This is a genomic window from Tamlana sp. I1 (genome assembly GCF_015355625.1).
Classification (GTDB): Bacteria; Bacteroidota; Bacteroidia; order Flavobacteriales; family Flavobacteriaceae; genus Pseudotamlana.
Genome location: NZ_JACLAF010000022.1, coordinates 1 through 19939 on the forward strand (window position 1 = coordinate 1; position 19939 = coordinate 19939).

Consider the following 19939-nt stretch of genomic DNA (forward strand, 5'->3'; position numbering starts at 1 on the left):
CATCAAGGGCTTGAATACCAAAATCAAGACTTTCTGGGTTTGCTACCAAAGATGCTGGCATGTTTGCTGCTACATCAATAGTAAGTTGTTGAGTCCCTTGTAGGCCTTCTATATCGGTTACAGTAAGCGTAACAATATAATTACCTTCATTGATATATGTATGAATAGGGTTAGCTGAAGTATCTGTATTTCCGTCTCCGAAATCCCAATGATATGCCACCACTCCCTCATCATCCGTAGAGTTGCTTCCCGTAAAGGAAACTTCAAACGGTGCTTCTCCTATTAAACCTGAAGCGCTGGCTATCGCAACTGGTGATTGATTACCTGTAACTGAAACACTTAATTGAATATCCAGACTTTCTGAATTATTGTAGTTTAGAGTAAGTGTAGCAGACTTATTAGAAGTACTTCCCGTGTGACTAATCACAATATTATGAGAAGAATTTGCATTAATAAGCTTATATGGAATATTACCTGAATCAATTTGGAATTCTGAAGCATCATCTCCTGAAATCGTAATAGAATTAAGTATAGCACCAATATTGCCTCCCGAATTGCTAACAGTAATCATTTTTGTTTCCCCAACTGTAAACACTTGCGTTTCTGAGGCACTTAATAAACTAGCAACACTAGCAATTCCAGTAGGATTATCTTGCCCATAAAATTCCATGTTTTTTTGATTACCTCCACCTCTATTAGGAGATCCTCCAACAATAAATATTCCATTCCCAGAAACAATTCCCTGAGTTCCGTGTCTTTGATGATTTAATGGATTACCAACAGACCATGATTGAGAAACAGGATCATAAATTTCAGTTACATCAAAGGCATCCGATTTTGCTGTTGACTCACCACCTGATACAATTAATTTATTTTCAAAATTAGCAACAACTGCTGCTGCCCTTGGTGTAGGGATATTTTGAACACTTGGCAAGGTACTCCAACTTTGGGTCGTAAAATCATAGACATCTACTTCGGAAATTGATGGTCCGAAAACACCTCCTTCTCCACCAGAAAGACGCCCTGAGGCCGCATATAATTTACCATTTATAACGGCTGCATGGAAATGATCTCTAGGTCTTGGAGCATCTTCTAATTCTGTCCAGATTCCTGTAGCAGGGTCGTATTCATCAAACCAGCTAACATAACCTCCACTATGACCTATAGTATTTCCCGCAAGAATATAAAATTTCCCATTGTAAACTACGAGACCTGTAGAACCTCTTTTACGATTACTTGGTATTTCTGGTCCCTGTATCCATTCTTCTGTTGCAGGATTAAACGACCAAATATTATCCGCAGGTGCTTCTATTGGGTAAGTATTGGTTTTAAATGCACCTATAACCCAAATTAAACCTTGATACTCTACCGCTTGAAAGTGATTAAAATCGATTGGCGCAGAATTAGTCAATGTATTCCAGCTATTGTTTGTATAGTCATATATATCTAAACTTTTAGCATTTTCTCTTCCTCCAAACAAATAGAATTTATCACCTGCTTGTACAAAAGAACACTCATGGCGAGCCGTATAATTTTCATCCTCATCCTTATCAACCCAATAATGATCTGAATCATCTGTAATAGTCCATGTGAACTGCTGCGTAGCATCTACAGAACCAACTTTTGAAGCTACTACAGTAACTACATAAACACCATCATTATTAGGTCCACCTGTCAAGGCTGAAGCATCAATATTACCTGTTAAATGCCCATTAGTAGACTCAACAATTATACCTGCTGGTTGATTACTAATACTATAAGTTACATTCTCATTTGGATCACCTCCACTAGCAAACAACACCAATGAACTTGAGTCTCCTACATGATTAAATTGATCAGATATTGAAGTAAGTAATAAAGGTGTAAACGCTGTTGTTTCACTACTTAACGAAACAATTAGTGGGCTATTAGCTCCTGAATGTATGATTTCTAATGTAGCAGATTTTTCACCTGCTGTCCCATCCGGAGTAAAAGTAATCGGTATTATTTGTGAGTTTTGAATTGGGACATCAAGCGGTAGCGTCTCTTCATGACTAAAGAGCAAGGCATCTGTTCCTGAAAAGGTTATAGCACTAATACTAATAACTTCTCCTGCATCATCATTGTTAAACAGGTTAAGATCTATCTGAACTGCTGCTCCGTTTATAGTTTGTGCGCCAAAATCTAAGGTCTCAGAATTGGCTACCAATCCAAGAGGCAGGGCTTCTGTTACTTCAATGAGTAACACTTTAGTATCTTGTATTCCTTCAGTATCAGTTACTGTAAGACTTACAGAGTAGTTTCCTTCTGTATTAAATGTATGTACAGGATCTGCTACTGTATCATAGTTTCCATCTCCAAAATCCCAAAAATAGGCCGCTATTCCTTTATCATCTGTAGAATTACTTCCTGTAAACGTAACCTCAAGAGGTCCCGCTCCTGTCAACGGAGTAGCACTGACTTCTGCAACTGGCGAATTATTAGGTATTACTGTTCCGCTAATTATTTCTATAGCGTTAACTAACGGGTTTTCCACAACATGTCCAAATGAAACATTCAATACCCCATCGTTTACTGTAACAGGATAAGATAGCATCCCTGCTACCTTATACCCAAATGTAGAAATTAAATCCAGATCATCCTGAACTACTTCATCTTCTAAAAGTATATCAAAGACTCTATCACCTACTTTACTTGTGCCAGCATAAGCATTTCCTAAATATAAATTAACAGTATAATTACCATTAGAAACAGGAATTGAAAAATCCATTTCAGGAGCTGTACTGGCATCATACCTGTATCTACCAAATAATGCACTAAAAGTATTTTGATCTATATAATCTGGGATTGAACTATGTCTATTAGAGTAAAGAAAACTACTAGAAGTTCTAATTCCAGTATTTACCGTATAAGACGTTCCACTATAGGCTCCATTTGATGGGTTAGATTCCCAATCTGGACCATCATCCGTACTATTAGTTACTGATGAGCCACCTGCATTAATACGCACTATTGGTGATACATTTTGATCACTTATTACTGCATTTAAAGGGATTATTAGTGGGCTATTTACTCCAGAATGTGTTACCTCTAAATATGCTAATTTAACACCAGAATTTCCGTCTGGAATAAGTTTAATAGGGATAAGTATTTCTGAACCTGGCCCAACAGATAATGGAAGGTTTAACGTACTCGTAAATAAATTTGCGTTAACCCCTGAAAAATTAATCTCGCTTACCTCAATAGCGCCATTTGCAGGGCTTCCTTCATTAGAAAGTTCTAAATTTAGTTCAACAGGACTACTATTTATAACTAATGACTCAAAATCCAATGCATCTGGATTGGGATGTAAAGTACTAGGCTGGTCTTCGGTAATATTAATAAAATCCCAGGTAGCAATATATGTTGAATTAGAACTTCCTGAAGTTCCTATTATTCCAACAGCCATCCCTTTATTATCTGAAGCATTCAAAAAACTAGAAGCTAAAGTTTGTTCTGGACCCAATTGTAAAATATCTAAACCACTATTTAGAGAATAAAATATTCGAGCAGAATTTGTCTCTGGGGTGACATTAATATACAAGTCAACTCCAGCCGCCTGTAGAAGTTCTGGCGCATCAAAAGTAGTTGTGTTACTAACTCCGTTAATCTCATTCACAATTTCAAAACCATAGGTATTATCACCACTTGTTACCCCTTCCATCAGAGCAACTTTTAAATAGTTATCCTGGTCTCCATTTCCAATATACACACCGTAAGATTGTCCAGCAATTGGAGCAGCTCCATTAAATGGAGTTGCTACTTTACAGTGTACTGTAAATGGATTTGAGTTTTCATCAACATTAACACCAAACTGAAATGCATTTTCCTGAGAATTTTGAGAACCTAAAGCATCTCCTGAAGAGACCGCATCAACTGTAGCTTTTCCTCCGGCACCACCAAAAGAAAGATTAACTTCATCATATTGTGAAAGGTAATTAATAGTACCAGTTGGATCTGTCATTAACCCAGTAAATCCTAAGCCGAAAAATCCTGTCCCCGGATCATTATTCCAAAAAGGGTAAAGAATAGGAAGGTTTGATGTAAGTCCATTCTGAGAATCTATTGAAAACACATCTTGATTATCAGGAATACCATCATTGTCATCATCAGGGTCGGCTAAATCGGAAATAAAATCTCCATCATTATCACTAGGACTACTGCCTGCAGAACAATGATTAGTCCCATTGTTAATTTCATCATCATTTGTAAATCCGTCACTATCATAATCAGCCATTCCGTCGTATTCCGAATCACCTGGCTGAAAACAATCTCCAAAATCTCCAGGTTCAAAAACAGTAATATCATCTGCTCCATAAGTAACAACCCATATTGTACCAGGAAACATGCTATTATCCCCCATAGCAATAAGATCTAAGGGAATGTTACCAAATCCACTTAGAAAAGCATTGTCTTTTGATAATAGTGTTGTTCCACCTGTATCTAAACTGTATCTATTAATACTTCCGTTAAAAGATGCCGTAAGAATATCTCCTTGTATTGCGCCATCAAAATTTGAAGCTGTATATTCACATAAGCCATTTGTTGAAGACCCCACTATGTCTAATATATTTACCTTAGGGCTTGATATAGCATCTGCTAGATATTCACCTTGACGAATATCCGATGGAAAATCTGCCATGGTAAACTCTGTATTAAAATACCCTCGCACACCACTAATTAAGGCAGACCAATCATAAGAACCATTTTCAACCCAAGTATTGCCATCATACTCAAATTTATAAACTCCAGCTTTATCAGGAAAAGCTCTAATAGGTACGGGATGACCTGCATAATACGTATTATTCGGGTCATTTATAGTTCCAACATAATGTAATGCATCACCATAGGTTTTACCATTTTCAATATTAAATTCATTCGTAATATAATCTCCAGCTGCCGAATCATAAGTGGTCGTTTTATGTGTGCCTTTTAACTGATCATTACTATCATAAATTAAAGGTGTACCACCCCAGCCTCCGTTTGGCCCATTATCACCTGTAAAAATTCTCCCGTCTGATGTAACAACTACATCAAAGGCATTTCTATAACCTGGCGAAAAGATTTGTACCGGACCACCATTTTCAGGAAATGTTTGATTTAAACCGTTATTACCACCAAATGGATCTCCTAAATCGATTGTAGCATTGTAAAGCGGATGAGATGCTGAATACGGAAAATTAGGATGCGTATTATTAATATCTAATCGTTCAGGATCGTTTAATGATGGAAGATCATAAATATAAGGAGTATTTGTTCTTGGATCTAAATACGAGCCTCCATTTGAAGCCTCCATTTGTTCTAGTTGTGTGATATTAACAATTAATAATGCACCGGCTAAATAATACTCAGATGAGCCTGCAAAATTATTACTAGGAGCTCCTTGATTTGTATTTCCACCTTGCTGAATTAACAGATAAGTAGACCCTCCTCTGGTAAATAAATCTAGTCCGTTTGTTGAATGATTTTCTTCACAGCGAGGAAGTCCCCTCACTAAATCCACTTTTTCCCAAGTTGAACCATTCCAACGAAGTCGAGACAAAATTCCTGAATTCGTATCTAGATTAACATCATTTCCGGCTCCACCTCCTCCACCTATACGGGAGTCGGAAGAAGTAACATATAGAATCGGGTTGGTATTTGTACCAGCTGTTAATAATCCCGTAATCTGGCGTTTTTTTGTAGAATTATTTGTCCCATCATCGTTGTGATTGGGTGTATTCTCTTTAATTATAGTGATTTGATTACTATTTAAAATAGTATAAGTCCCATTACCTGGTCCTTCTTCATCTCTACTTACTTCATACTCCCAAATAACACCATCTTGCTGGGCGACATACAATTTATTGTTTGGGCCAAAATCCAGAGATGTTGGGTTGTTTATATTCGCTCCTACTAAACCTGAAGCGCCGAAATTGATTGATTGAGAGAGAGAGACATGATGACTGATTAACACTAAAAAGCCAACAACAATTGTTTTATAGCAAAATGACATAACGTAAAAATTTTGAATAGATGGTTGTTTTTATGATTATTATATATTTTAAAGATTTATTAACCAGAAGAAAATATTTTATAAACTGGAAATTCAATTGGATTAACTATTTTGTAAAATTGACAATAAAAATCAAAAAAAACCTTTAATAACGTTAGCTTACAGCTTTATTCGATAAACAACACATCTAACAAAATCGATTCTTATGAATTGCAAAATTCACAGATTAAGGCTATTAGCGACCTATAGGTATAAGACAAAATAACCAATAGCACTCTTGTGAAAAATTCCTCTATAATCCGAAGCTGTTTTCTTAATCAAAAAGAAAAAAAATGATACAATAATAATATCGCTATAAAAAGCAACATACTTAGATGAGAAAGAATACATATATCCTTATTAAAGGGAGGTTAAAAAACATATAATTGATACTTAATATCACATGTTTTCTTGTAGTACCTGTTCTATTTTACGTGAGGAATATAGATTACGTAAATAAGCATAGATGATAACCTTGAGTAACATGCGCGGTTGGGAGTCTTGAAGTATCAACGGCTTTATAGCTTGCTTTTAAAGCACTAATGTAGATGTAGTCAAAAGTGTATTACAATGCGAACGGGATGATTAACTGAAACTAAATCATCACTACTTGAAGATAAAAGACTTAAATAATCTTAACTATAAGTCTTAAAAATCACTTTTCTGCTCACTCTTAAATTTAAGAATTCACTAGAAAAATGGTAAAAAATAAGGCTGTCTTTTCAGACAGCCTCTTTATAACATTTCTAATTTTATTCTTAATTCATTTCATTGAAAATAGAATGCATCAAACGTTTTTTATCATTGATGCTTTCTTCTAAAGAAATCATAGTTTCTGTTCTATAAACCCCTTCAATATCGTCTAATAAAAAGATAACTTCTTTTGCGTGCTCTGTACTTCTCGCTCTAATTTTACAGAAAATATTAAATTTTCCTGTTGTAATGTGCGCTACAGTTACATAAGCAATTTCATTAATACGCTCTAAAACAAATTTTGTTTGCGAAGTGTTGTTTAAATACACCCCTACGTAAGCGATAAAAGAATATCCTAATTTTTTATAATCAAGCATTAATGAAGAACCTTTAATAATTCCAGACTCCTCCATCTTTTTTACACGAACATGAACTGTTCCTGCCGAGATTAATAATTTTTTTGCTATATCTGTAAATGGAATTCTTGTGTTATCAATTAACATATCAAGAATTTGATGATCAATTTCGTCTAATTTTATTTTACCCATAATTAACTATTCTTAAGTATTAAGCAAAATTAATACATTTTCATTAAAAATAACCTATAAAACATGTGATTTATTTCGATTATAACAATATTTTTTCATTATTTATTATTACGAAAACGTTTTCGCTGTCTAGTTCTATTGCTTTTCCGTTCTCACTAAACACCTCATTATCATTAGCTTCAATCTCTTTATGACCAAAAATAGTGTCTAGTTTTTCAATATGTAGCACTTTAGGAACAAATTTTATATTATTATCGATTAATCGCTCTTGATATTGTATTCCAACATCTACAGAAACGCCATTTTTCTTTGCATTTCTAATAATAATGTCTAAAAAACACTTTTCGTTTTCAGGAATATCTAAATAAGGTTTGTAATATTCGCCTGAAACTTCATTTTTAGAAATATAATCTAACGATGCTATATAAGACATATATATAAGCTCACGGGTTTTTTCTCGCTGATAGTCGTTATGATAATGACCAGATTCAAATAAAATAGTTGGCACATTCTCACTTTGAAACGTATCCCCTACGCAATTAATATTAAAAGCATCATCGTACACACCTACTTGATTCGGAATTTCTTGCTGCAAGACATTATTCATTACAGCAATTACTTCCATAGCTCTTTTTCTATTAGATGTTATCGTGCACGCTTGGTCTTGTGCTGGCGATAAAAAGGACACAGTAGCCGATTTATTCGTGTTTCCCGCACTAAAAATAGTACGCTGTCCATGTAAATTATAGCAAAAATGAGGTTTAAAGTCATTAAAAACAGATCTTAATACGCGACTTTCAGGCTGAGTTAGATTTTGAGCATCGCGGTTTAAATCAACTTCATTAGCGTTTATACGCGTATATGCAGCTGCGCCATCTGGATTTAAAATAGGTATTATATATAAGGTACAATGCTCTAAAATGTGTTTAAAAGGTGATTTATCAACCAAAAGCGTATTTAAGAGGTCGAATAAAGCTTTAGTTGTGGTCGATTCGTTGCCATGCATTTGAGACCATAATAATATACGTTTATTTCCTTGACCAACTTTTAAACCATAAATAGATTTCTTTTGAACAGAATGCCCAATAACATCTACATGAACTTTTTCGGGCAACTTATTAAGTAATGGTTCAATATGTTTATTGGTTATATAACGCCCATAAAGGTCGCTTTCTTTGTGTTTTAAAAATAAGGAATTAATAACTTCTGTTTGCATGATTTTCATTTAGGTTACAAATGTAAACAATTACTAAATTACAATTGTAAACAATAAAAAAGGCCCGATAGTTTACATCGTTAAACGTATTTTGTGCTTTAATGACTTGTTTTTATAAGAAATTAATTGGTGTTTTGAAACAAATCATTAAGAACCTTTATTTCAGGTACTTGAATACACCTATTTCTAGTTATAATTGAATAAATTAAGCTATTAAAACATCCGTTTATTGTGATTTAAATTAAATTCGTTACATTTGTAACAGCAAAACGCCTAACCTTTTGTTTACAATGATAAACAACGAAGATTTCGTAAAAAGACTTCAAAAAGTCATGGATTATTATGGTGAATCAGCCTCATCATTCGCCGAAAAAATAGAAGTGCAACGTTCTAGCATTTCACACATCCTATCTGGAAGAAATAAACCCAGTTTAGATTTTGTACTTAAAATTCTATCCTCTTTTCCCGAAGTTAATTTGTATTGGCTATTAAATGGAAAAGGTGAATTTCCTACAGTCGAAAAAAAATCGATTACGCAAGAAACTTTTAAAATTCCAAATTCTCAAACAAATTTAGATTTTGAAGAAATTATCGAGAAAAAACCAACTAGCAATAGTATAGAAGACAAAACCATTGAACGCATCGTTATTTTTTATTCCGACGGAACTTTTAAAAATTACAAGAATTAACCAGATACTTTGTTAATTTTGCTTAAAAATTCTTTTATGCGATTTCTACCCTTTTTACTTCTTTTTGTTTTGTTTAGTTGTTATGAGAAATCTAGAGACTGCAAACACTATAAAACTGGCGAATTTTATAGCGAAGTAACCATAAACAACCAATTGTTTAAATCTACTTTTAAAAGGGATGAGAATATTCAAGTTGAAACTTATAACAATAAAGTAGATTCGTCTCAACTACGTTGGATAAACGACTGCGAAGTTGTTTTTAAAACCATCAACCCGAAGAATATGGCTGAAAGAAAGGATATTCACTTAAAAATATTAACCACAACAGATTCCTCGTACACTTACGAATACTCCTATGTGGGCGAAACAAAAAAACAAAAAGGAATAGCTTATAAAGTCAACTAATTCTAGTAATTAGGGTAAAGAAAATATTCAACAAGGTTGAATTTTAATTCTTTGGCTTCTGTTATTTCATAAGTTAAAAATAATTCACCCCAATATTCTCCATCCGAAAAATCGGCAATAATCCATTTGTGATTTAACAATTTTATGGTGTTAATCATCATTTTTCTGCCTTCACTAGAAGCGTACGGAATTAATGGATGCTCGCCTCTAATTTCATTTAGTTTATAAATTTCGTCCTTAATAAAAGGAATTAGCTCGTCTATTTTGTAACCTTGGTTTTCAAAGTAAGTTATAGCGTCTTCATTTCTATCTAAATTAAAATGAGACACCTTTAAAATATCGTTTTGAAGCACAGCAACCGAGTCTTTGTATTTCTGCAATTGGGTTCTACTACTTACCAGTTTGCGATCTATATCTTCAAAAACACGTTTTGAGTTAACATACTGAAATAAAACCAGTAAGCTTGAAAATATAAATAAATACATGAAAATCTTTTGCTTCATTTTATAAAATTTAAAGGGTTAGTTGCAAACCATCATAAGCTAAAAAAACATGATTTGGCAAAGTTTTTTCAACTTCGTCATGAAATCCTAATAAATGACTAATATGGGTTAAATAAGCTTTTTCGGGTTTTACTTGCTCAATAAAACCTAAGGCTTCTTCTAAATTAAAATGTGAATGGTGTGGCTGTGTTCGCAAGGCATTAACCACTAGAATTTTTACACCTTTTAATTTTTCGATTTCTTTGTCTGAAACCGTTTTCATATCCGTTAAATATGCAAAATCGAGAAATCTAAATCCGAATACTTGTAAATCGGCATGTTTCCCTTTTATAGGAACAACCTCTAAATCATTCAATTTAAAGGGTTTGTTTTTAATTCGATTGACATGAACAGAAGGCGCACCAGGATATCTGTTTTTTGTTGCAAAAATATAATCGAATCGTTTTTTTAATGATTTTAAAACACGTTTGTGAGCAAAAATTGAAATATCACCTTGTTTAAAGTAAAAAGGTCTGATGTCATCCAAGCCCATAACATGATCGGAGTGCTCATGTGTAAAAATAATGGCGTCTATTTTAGTGCATCCAGAACGCAACATTTGATATCTAAAATCTGGACCACAATCAATTACATAATTAAAATCGTTCCATTCTATTAAAACAGAAACACGCAAACGCTTATCCTTGGGGTTTGAACTCTTACAAACCGGGTGGTCGCTCCCTATAATAGGGATTCCTTGCGAAGTACCTGTGCCAAGAAACGTTATTTTCAAAATATGATAATTTTTAGCCAAAAATAAGCTTATTTTTTTATTTGCTATAGTTATTTGATACCTTTGTATACACACCTTAATTATAAGTTTTCATATGGAAATTACCATTAAAGGAGATAAAGAGTTTGATGATATTCCTTCATTAAAAACCAAAGCACTTCGCATAAATTTAAACGAAAATATTTACGGAACTTTTGCCGAAATTGGCGCTGGTCAAGAAACGTGTAGGCACTTTTTTAGAGCCGGTGGCGCTTCTGGAACTATCGCAAAAGCGATGTCGGCTTACGATAAAGATTTTAGTGATGCCATTTATGGCGCTGAAGACGACGGACGCTACGTTACCGAAGCACGTTTAAGAAAAATGCTTGCTCATGAGATGAGCTTGATGGAAAATCGCTTAACTCGTGAAAAAAATCCGAACAAAATTTTCTTCACCTACGCCAATACCGTTGCTACTATTGATTTTGCAAAGCAATTTAAAGGCCATGGTTGGGTAGGAATTAAATACCAAATTGAAGCCGACGCCGAATACAACGAAATTATTTTACACCTACGTTTTAAAGAAACCGATGCTAGATTGCAGCAAGAAACTTTAGGGATATTAGGTACGAATTTAATTTATGGGGCATTTTACAAATACAACGAGCCTAAAAAATTACTTCGTTATTTGTATGATCATTTAGACAAAGACCGTTTAGAAATTGACACCATTAACTTTTCGGGGCCTGTTTTTAAAAATGTAGATAACCGATTAATGAGTTTACAACTCGTTAAAAATGGGATGACCGATGCGGTAATGTTTGGTTCGGACGGAACCAATGTTTTACCAGCAAAAGTATTCTACAAGAAAAATATTTTAGCGCTACGCGGAAGTTTTAGACCAGTGACCAAAGTGAACATGGCTATGTATGAGAAATCGTACAACATGTTTATTAAAGAAAATAAAGTTGATGTCAATAAAACTGTTGTAGTTTTTGAAATTACTTTATCAAATTTACGTGCTGAAGGCGAAATAGACGAACAGGACTTTATAGATCGCGCAGATTTATTATGCTCTCTAGGTCAATCAGTTATGATAACTAACTTTCAAGAATACTTTAAGGTGGTTGAATACTTCTCCAACTACACCAAAGCACGTATGGGGTTAGCTATGGGCGTTAGCAATTTGGTCGATATTTTCGATGAAAAATATTACCGCCATATTAGCGGAGGGATTCTTGAAGCTTTCGGTAAATTATTTTTCAAGGATTTAAAAGTGTATTTATACCCTATGCTAGACCCAAAAACTGGTGAATTAATTACTAGTGAAAATCTAAAAGTTTACCCTAGAATGAAGGAGTTATACAAATTCTTCAAATACAACGGTAAAGTAATTGATATTACAGATTACGATCCTGAGATTATGAATATATTTTCTCGCGAAATTTTACAAATGATTTCAAACGGCGAACGCGGATGGGAAGATATGGTGCCAGAAGGTACTGCAGAATTAATTAAAGATTACCGCTTATTTGGTTATACTAGAAAACCATTAACTTTAAGCAGAAAAAGAAAATAACTATTATTTATTTATAAAAAAAGAGGCTATTTGATGAATTCAAATAGCCTCTTTTTTTTACGCTAATATCTGAGCAGCGTGATCTTTTGTTTTTACTTTTTCTATAACGCGTTCTACCACACCGTTTTCATCAATTAAAAAAGTCATTCGATGAATGCCATCATATTCACGACCCATAAATTTCTTTGGCCCCCAAACACCAAAAGCATTAATCACAGTTTTATCTTCGTCTGCCAGTAACGGAAACGGAAAATCATATTTATTCTTAAAATTTGTTTGTCTTTTTTCAGAATCGGCGCTAACACCAAGTAATTCATAGCCTTCTGCTTGAAGTGCTTTATAATTATCCCTTAAATTACAGGCTTCAACCGTACAACCTGGCGTACTTGCTTTTGGATAAAAGAACACAATAAGTTTCTTTCCTTTATAATCACTTAGAGAAACCGGATTACCTTGTTCGTCTTTTGAAGTAAAATCTGGAACCGTTTCACCTTGTTTTAATGTTTTCATAGTCTTAACTTTGATTTTTAACAAAAATACAATTTATGACTAAGAACGAAAAGGTTGAATTCGTTATAAAAACCTTAAATGACCTTTATCCTGAGATACCAATTCCTTTAGATCATAAAGATCCATACACCTTACTTATTGCGGTTTTAATGTCGGCACAAAGCACCGATGTGCGCGTAAATCAAATCACGCCCTTATTGTTTGAAAGAGCTGATAATCCGTATGATATGGTAAAACTTTCTGTTGAAGAAATTAGAGAAATTATAAAACCTGTAGGCTTATCTCCAATGAAAAGCAAGGGGATTTTCGGTTTATCACAAATTCTGATTGACAAACATAATGGCGAAGTTCCTAATAATTTAGAAGCGCTTGAGGAGCTTCCTGCGGTAGGACATAAAACAGCTAGCGTAGTTATATCACAAGCTTTTGGAGTCCCTGCATTCCCTGTAGACACACACATTCACCGACTTATGTATCGTTGGAATTTAACTAACGGAAAAAACGTAGTCCAAACTGAAAAAGACTCAAAAAGACTTTTTCCAAGAGAACTTTGGAATGACTTGCATTTACAAATTATTTGGTACGGCAGAGAATATTCGCCTGCGAGAGGATGGAATTTAGATAAAGATATCATCACAAAAACCATTGGGCGTCAATCGGTTTTAAACGATTATTATAAGAAAATAAAAAAGTCCTAAAATTTACATTTTAGGACTTTTAGAAACTTAGTTTAGAAGTGCTTCAAACTTCATTTTATTACAACTAATAACACTTAAAGCCTTAGAGTAATTTAGAAGAAAATTAACCGTTTCTTCCTTCGGTTCAAGATTTTCTGATTTTTTAATAGAATTTTTAGAGTAAATTTTTGCCATGTCTTATATTTAAAGGGATTTTATAAGATAACGGCTTTAAATTTAAATTATTGCATTAGTTCGTTAAAACAATATTATGCTTGTCAATTATTTTACGCAAGTTAATCAAAGCGTAACGCATTCTTCCTAAAGCCGTATTAATACTCACCCCTGTTTTATGCGATATCTCTTTAAAACTCATATCGTTATAAATACGCATTAACAAAACTTCCTTTTGATCTTCAGGAAGCTCATCAACCAAACGTCTAATATCGCTTTCAACCTGCTCTTTAATAATTGATTTTTCAGCATTTAAACTGGTATCGCTTAATACAGAAAATATATTGAAATCGCCAGAATTATCAAATTTTGGCATTCTGTTGTTTTTTCGAAAGAAATCAATCACTAAATTATGAGAAATACGCATCACCCAAGGCAAAAACTTACCTTCTTCATTATAGGAACCACGTTTTAGTGTTCGAATAACTTTAATAAAAGTGTCCTGAAAAATATCTTCAGCAACATCTCTATCATAAACTTTTGAATAAATAAAACTGTAAATTTTTTGTTTATGCCTTATAATAAGAGTTTCTAAGGCACCTTCATCACCTTTTATATAATTACTAACCAAGGTGGCATCTGTAATAAGTCCGTTTTGCATGTCAATTACTTTTATTTGCTTCGAAGAAAACTTCTTAGCTTGGGGGTTAAATGTTTGAAAAGTAATTTTACGCTATAGGCTTAAACTGATTAAATATTGAATTATTGTTCCAAATATAACAACATTCAAACCTAAAAACGAAAAAAAGTTAAATATTTTTTAATATTTCACTGAAACAGAATACGTTTCCTTAGTACAATTACTTATAGTATCTTTGCACGATTATCTCTTAAATGACTATGAAATCTACTATTCTCAACGTTAACCCTAAAGAAAATATTATAATTAAAGGAGCTCAATTACATAATTTAAAAAATATTGACGTTGTTATTCCTAGAAACAAATTAGTCGTTATTACTGGTTTATCTGGCTCTGGAAAGTCAAGTTTAGCGTTCGACACTTTATATGCTGAGGGACAAAGACGCTATGTTGAGAGTTTATCCAGTTATGCGCGACAATTTTTAGGTCGCTTAAACAAACCAAAGGTTGAATATATTAAAGGAATTGCGCCTGCCATCGCTATCGAGCAAAAAGTAAACTCTACAAATCCACGCTCTACCGTAGGTACAACTACTGAAATTTACGATTATTTAAAACTTTTATTCGCCAGGATTGGAAAAACCTACTCACCTATTTCTGGATTAGAAGTGAAGAAAGACACAGTAACCGATGTTATAAATTATATAAAAACATTTCCAGAGAGCGAAAAAATGCTCCTGCTCGCTCCTATTATTCTTGAAGAAGGGCGCAGTATGGAAGACAAACTTAAAACACTCTTACAACAAGGTTATGCACGAATAAAAGTAAATGATTCCATTTTAAGAATAGATGAAGCTATTGAGAGCACTTCGAAAAAAGACAACATACTTCTTGTTGTAGATCGTGTTATAAAAAAAGATGAAGAAGATTTTTACAACCGTTTAGCAGATGCTATTCAAACAGCTTTTTTTGAAGGAAAAGGTTCTTGTTTTATAGAGACCTTAAGCAACAATAAACAACGTGCTTTTAGCAACAGCTTTGAGCTAGACGGCATGACGTTTTTAGAACCGAATGTTCATTTATTTAGTTTCAACAACCCTTATGGCGCCTGTCCAAAATGTGAAGGTTATGGCGATATTATTGGTATTGATGAAGATTTAGTAATTCCAAACACAGGACTTTCTGTTTACGAAAGCGCCATTTTTCCATGGCGAGGAGAAAGTATGAGTTGGTACAAAGACCAATTGGTTAACAACTCGCATAAATTCGATTTTCCTATTCATAAGCCGTTTTTTGAGCTTTCTGAAGCACAAAAACAGCTCATTTGGACTGGAAATCAATATTTTGAAGGTTTAAATTCATTTTTCGCCGAATTAGAAGCCAAAGCCTACAAAATTCAAAACCGTGTGATGCTTTCGCGTTACCGCGGAAAAACAAAATGTAAAGCATGCAACGGTAAACGTTTAAGATCTGAAGCCAATTATGTGAAAATCGCTGGTGCAACCATTACCGATTTAGTTGAAATGCCTTTAGATAAACTAACGGTATTTTTTAATCAACTAGAATTGAATGATTACGACTTAAAAATCGCTAACCGTCTACTAAAAGAAATAAATAACAGATTAACTTTTCTGTCTAACGTAGGTTTAGATTACTTAACCTTAAACAGAAAATCAAACACCTTGTCTGGAGGTGAAAGTCAACGTATTAACTTAGCAACTTCTTTAGGGAGTAGCTTGGTGGGTTCCATGTATATTTTAGATGAACCCAGCATTGGCTTGCACCCAAAAGATACCGAAAAACTTATTTTGGTACTTAAAGCATTACGTGATTTAGGCAATACAGTTATTGTGGTTGAACATGATGAAGATATTATGAAAGCTTCAGACACCATTATAGATATTGGTCCAGAAGCAGGAACTCTTGGTGGACACGTAGTTGCTGAAGGTAATTTTAAAACAATTTTAAAATCCAACTCCTTAACCGCTAAATATTTAAATGGCGATTTAAATATTGAAGTCCCAAAAATCAGAAGAACCTCTAAATATTATATTGATATAATTGGCGCTAGGGAAAATAATTTAAAAAACATTAATGTTCGTTTCCCTCTAGGGATGCTAACGGTTATTACAGGGGTTTCTGGAAGCGGAAAAAGTACTTTGGTAAAAAAAATACTTTTTCCAGCATTACAAAAGAAACTAACCGATTTTAGCGATAAAGCTGGTCAGTTTTCTGCTTTAGAAGGCAATTTTAGCAATATAAAACATATTGAATTTGTAGACCAAAATCCTATTGGAAGATCGTCAAGATCCAACCCTGTTACCTACATAAAAGCTTATGATGATATTCGTGCTCTATTTTCTAAACAAAAATTAAGCACGATTAGAAACTACCAAGCCAAACATTTTTCTTTTAATGTTGATGGCGGACGCTGTGAAACTTGCAAGGGTGAAGGTGAAGTAACTATTGAAATGCAGTTTATGGCAGATGTGCATTTAGAATGTGAAACATGTAAAGGAAAACGCTTTAAAAAAGAAGTTTTAGAAGTCACTTATGGCGGAAAAAATATTGATGATATTTTAAATTTAACCATCGATGATGCCATTTCATTTTTTGATGCCAACGAACAATCAAAAATTAAAAACAAACTACAACCTTTACAAGATGTAGGATTGGGTTACGTTACTTTAGGACAAAGTTCTTCTACCCTTTCTGGCGGTGAAGCACAACGCATTAAACTAGCTTCATTTCTAGGTAAAGGAAACAACAAAGAAAAAGCCTTGTTCATATTTGATGAACCAACAACAGGACTTCATTTTCATGATATTCAAAAGCTTTTAAAGTCATTTAATGCTTTAATTTCCAAAGGTCATTCCATTATAGTTGTTGAACATAATATCGACCTTATAAAGTGTGCAGATTTTATTATTGATTTAGGACCAAGTGGCGGTGAAAACGGCGGAAATATTGTAGCAACAGGAACTCCTGAAGATATTGTAAAAAATAAAGCCTCAGAAATTGGAAAATATTTAAAGGAAAAACTATAAACCAAAATATATCAAACAAAAAAAGGAGCCTTATTGAAGACTCCTTTTTTCAAAGTGTTTTTTTTTCTTAAACTTATTTTACAAATTTCAACACACCTTGAGCGGTTGATAATATATAAAGACCACTTTTTAAAGATGCTGTGCTAATTTCATTAGAAACCTCTCCATTTACAATCTCTCTACCTGTCAAATCATAAATCGCATAGTCACCACTTACTGAGCTATTAACAACTACAGCATCTACTCTAGAGTTATAGTAAGCCGCTAATTTAGTATTGTTGAAATCGTTTGTCGATGCAGTTGAAGATATAATAATATCTCGCGTACCATTTGCAGTACCTTGTCCAGGTTCAGCAGAAAGAAAAACAACTAACACATATTTATTTCCAGAAGGCAATGTAGAAGATTCTGGTATTGCACTTGAAACTGGGAATGTATACGCGTAATCAGTAGCAGAGTTAGGATGCGAATCATCTCCTCCAGCAAAAGGACAGTGGGTAAATGCTTCGTACTGATTCACTGTTCCACCCATTGCGTTAAGCTCACGTACCCAAATACAAATATAATCTAAATCGATTGAGGTGTAATCTAAAAGCATATCAATATCTGACCCTGGAGCATAAGTTGGGTTTGCTGGATAATTAGTCCAAGTCACAGAGTTTTGAGAAAAAGCTAAAGAGCCTACAAACAAAAGTAATAATGTAATTTTTTTCATAATCTTAAATATTTAGTTGATTTATAATGACAAATATAAATTTCAACTCAATATCCTATAAGATTCTCAACTAGATACAAACTCATCAAAAAAAAACATTACAGCAAAAAGAACTAGATTTCAACTAGACAAAAACTAAATCCACTCTATTTTAAAGGTCTTTTCAGAGGCTCATTTTTAAGAAATAAACCACAAATAATTCTAACATTCAGTTAATTGCACAGCTAAACAATATGAAAAAGCACACATTTTTTTATTAGATTACAGCAATTATCAAAATAAAAACATAGATTTTACTTTGGTTCTACTAATTAATAAGAAGCGCTAACACTATAAATTCAGAGTATTTAAAAAAGACAAAAATAAGTAGTTAATAAAAAAGGAAAGCAAAACCACTTAACACAATAACCGTTAAAGGCATTACAACAAGTAAAAAAACAAGACTAACAATAAAAGTTTTTAATATGGTTACGAGACACCCTTGCTTATAAAAGTTTTTTATAGCAACCATGAGATACACAAAAATCATTAAACCCGTAAGCGAATAACACCAATCTGGAAGCTGTGTTATAAAACTACCTACAAGAAACAAACTGAAAAGCGTAAAAATAAACGAGAAATAGTAAAAACTAAACACCAAATAACTCGCATACAAACCTTTCTTAAAATATAGCGACTTTAAAATTAAAGCAAAAATTGGCAACAAAATAAACATAGCATAAGGAATCGCGTCATAAAAAGTCTGGAGTACTCTTCCTCCTCGCCTAGTTTCATAAAACCTTAAAGCCTGTGTGTAAAATCGTTTCTCAAAAAAACCAGGGTCGTCACTCATACCCATATGGGTTAATATTATATCTCTTGAAGCCCTGTTATTTATTAATGAATCAAGAATTTTATAATTAAAATCCAAGCTAAACATACCTTTATGCTTAGCTGCTTCAGGATCTAGCATAGTAGACAGCTTTTCTTCAGAAAAATTAGCTATAACATGATGCCCTTTACCTGTATCAGTTTGACCTAAAGATGAATCTACGATAAAAGCACCATCAACAAACTGCGCATCTAAGGAATCTATTTTTTGTTCAGACAAATCGAAATTAAGAGTGCTTTCCGGCGCTTTTGTTTTTTGCAACTCTACATCTAGGTTTTTAACTTGTTCATTTTGAACAAAAGAAAACAAAAAGAAAAATACAATAGAAACAAATAAATACATCTGCGCAGGGTGCAAATACATTAAACGCTTGCCTTCTATAAACTTAATTGCTAAATACCCTGGCTTAAATAATAAAGGAGAAAAACTCTTATAAAATCTAGCATCAAAAGAGAAATAATTATTTATTGTATTATAAAAAAGAACTTTTACTGTTAATTTGTCTTTAGCCTGTTGCCCGCAATAGGGACAAAATTTAAATTTTTCTTTAAAGGTCTTTTCGCAATTTTTACAGATCTCCTTTTTTGACTTCATCTATCAGTATTCATTTTGATAAAAGTACGGATTTTCAAAATAATTTATCCTTCTTCAGAAGAACTTAATATCCATTTTTTATATACTATTTAACATGTTTTAGTTCAAAAAAAAGAAATGATTCAATTTCAACCTCTACCTTTTCAACAGTAAAACTCATGAACAGCGCAATTCAAAAACATGTTAACAGGCTGAAAATAAGATAATTAAATCCATTATGAATTTTATGGCACGCTGTTTGTAATTCAACAAGCGTGAACGTTTAAAACTTATAC

At 33.3% G+C, this 19939-nt stretch carries 16 protein-coding genes; 5 read left to right on the top strand and 11 right to left on the bottom strand.

The window, feature by feature from the left end; all coding sequences use genetic code 11:
- The 4 genes from H6X70_RS16180 to H6X70_RS16195 all read right to left on the bottom strand — a co-directional run.
- A partial coding sequence (locus tag H6X70_RS16180) for a PKD domain-containing protein (protein WP_194768744.1) occupies positions 1-6013 on the bottom strand: 6013 nt, incomplete at its 3' end.
- Positions 6014-6451: 438 nt separating this feature from the next.
- A complete protein-coding gene (locus H6X70_RS17080; protein ID WP_410529889.1) occupies positions 6452-6538 on the bottom strand; it encodes a transposase in 87 nt (28 codons plus the stop codon).
- 272 nt (positions 6539-6810) lie between these two features.
- Complete coding sequence (locus H6X70_RS16190; protein ID WP_194768746.1) at positions 6811-7293, bottom strand: Lrp/AsnC family transcriptional regulator; 483 nt, start codon at positions 7291-7293, stop codon at positions 6811-6813.
- Between the two features lie 79 nt (positions 7294-7372).
- Complete coding sequence (locus H6X70_RS16195) at positions 7373-8509, bottom strand: M14 metallopeptidase family protein (protein WP_194768747.1); 1137 nt, start codon at positions 8507-8509, stop codon at positions 7373-7375.
- Positions 8510-8799: 290 nt separating this feature from the next.
- Here H6X70_RS16195 and H6X70_RS16200 point away from each other — a divergent pair, with 290 nt between their 5' ends.
- Positions 8800-9198, top strand: a complete 399-nt coding sequence (locus H6X70_RS16200; protein ID WP_194768748.1) for a helix-turn-helix domain-containing protein — start codon at positions 8800-8802, stop codon at positions 9196-9198.
- 36 nt (positions 9199-9234) lie between these two features.
- Positions 9235-9603 carry a DNA topoisomerase IV gene (locus H6X70_RS16205; protein ID WP_194768749.1) on the top strand — a complete coding sequence of 123 codons (369 nt, stop codon included), beginning with the start codon at positions 9235-9237 and terminating at the stop codon, positions 9601-9603.
- A gap of 2 nt (positions 9604-9605) precedes the next feature.
- On the opposite strand, the gene H6X70_RS16210 is transcribed toward H6X70_RS16205, so the two are convergent.
- Both H6X70_RS16210 and H6X70_RS16215 read right to left on the bottom strand, forming a co-directional pair.
- Entirely contained in the window at positions 9606-10106 is a 501-nt protein-coding gene (locus H6X70_RS16210) for a hydrolase (protein ID WP_194768750.1), read from the bottom strand.
- A gap of 10 nt (positions 10107-10116) precedes the next feature.
- Entirely contained in the window at positions 10117-10878 is a 762-nt protein-coding gene (locus H6X70_RS16215; protein WP_194768751.1) for an MBL fold metallo-hydrolase, read from the bottom strand.
- Positions 10879-10972: 94 nt separating this feature from the next.
- On the opposite strand from H6X70_RS16215, the gene H6X70_RS16220 reads away from it, so the two are divergent.
- The gene (locus H6X70_RS16220; protein WP_194768752.1) at positions 10973-12436 is read left to right on the top strand and encodes a TonB-dependent receptor; all 1464 of its coding nucleotides are present in this window, start codon (positions 10973-10975) and stop codon (positions 12434-12436) included.
- 57 nt (positions 12437-12493) lie between these two features.
- Here the strand turns inward: H6X70_RS16220 and bcp are convergent, their stop codons facing one another.
- Positions 12494-12946, bottom strand: a complete 453-nt coding sequence (gene bcp, locus H6X70_RS16225; RefSeq protein ID WP_194768753.1) for a thioredoxin-dependent thiol peroxidase — start codon at positions 12944-12946, stop codon at positions 12494-12496.
- A 35-nt stretch (positions 12947-12981) separates the two neighbouring features.
- On the opposite strand from bcp, the gene H6X70_RS16230 reads away from it, so the two are divergent.
- Entirely contained in the window at positions 12982-13644 is a 663-nt protein-coding gene (locus H6X70_RS16230) for an endonuclease III domain-containing protein (RefSeq protein ID WP_194768754.1), read from the top strand.
- Between the two features lie 27 nt (positions 13645-13671).
- On the opposite strand, the gene H6X70_RS16235 is transcribed toward H6X70_RS16230, so the two are convergent.
- Together H6X70_RS16235 and H6X70_RS16240 are read right to left on the bottom strand one after the other, a co-directional pair.
- Positions 13672-13818: a hypothetical protein gene (locus H6X70_RS16235; protein ID WP_194768755.1), complete on the bottom strand. Its 147-nt coding sequence runs from the start codon at positions 13816-13818 to the stop codon at positions 13672-13674.
- A gap of 55 nt (positions 13819-13873) precedes the next feature.
- Positions 13874-14458 (bottom strand): RNA polymerase sigma factor, encoded by a 585-nt coding sequence (locus tag H6X70_RS16240; RefSeq protein ID WP_194768756.1) that lies wholly within the window; start codon positions 14456-14458, stop codon positions 13874-13876.
- A gap of 239 nt (positions 14459-14697) precedes the next feature.
- On the opposite strand from H6X70_RS16240, the gene uvrA reads away from it, so the two are divergent.
- On the top strand, positions 14698-17484 hold the full coding sequence (gene uvrA / locus H6X70_RS16245) for an excinuclease ABC subunit UvrA (protein ID WP_194768757.1): 2787 nt from the start codon (positions 14698-14700) through the stop codon (positions 17482-17484).
- Between the two features lie 73 nt (positions 17485-17557).
- Here uvrA and H6X70_RS16250 read toward each other — a convergent pair whose 3' ends face one another.
- Both H6X70_RS16250 and H6X70_RS16255 read right to left on the bottom strand, forming a co-directional pair.
- Positions 17558-18199 (bottom strand): T9SS type A sorting domain-containing protein, encoded by a 642-nt coding sequence (locus tag H6X70_RS16250; protein ID WP_194768758.1) that lies wholly within the window; start codon positions 18197-18199, stop codon positions 17558-17560.
- A gap of 370 nt (positions 18200-18569) precedes the next feature.
- On the bottom strand, positions 18570-19664 hold the full coding sequence (locus tag H6X70_RS16255) for a DUF3667 domain-containing protein (RefSeq protein ID WP_194768759.1): 1095 nt from the start codon (positions 19662-19664) through the stop codon (positions 18570-18572).
- Positions 19665-19939 lie beyond the last annotated feature (275 nt).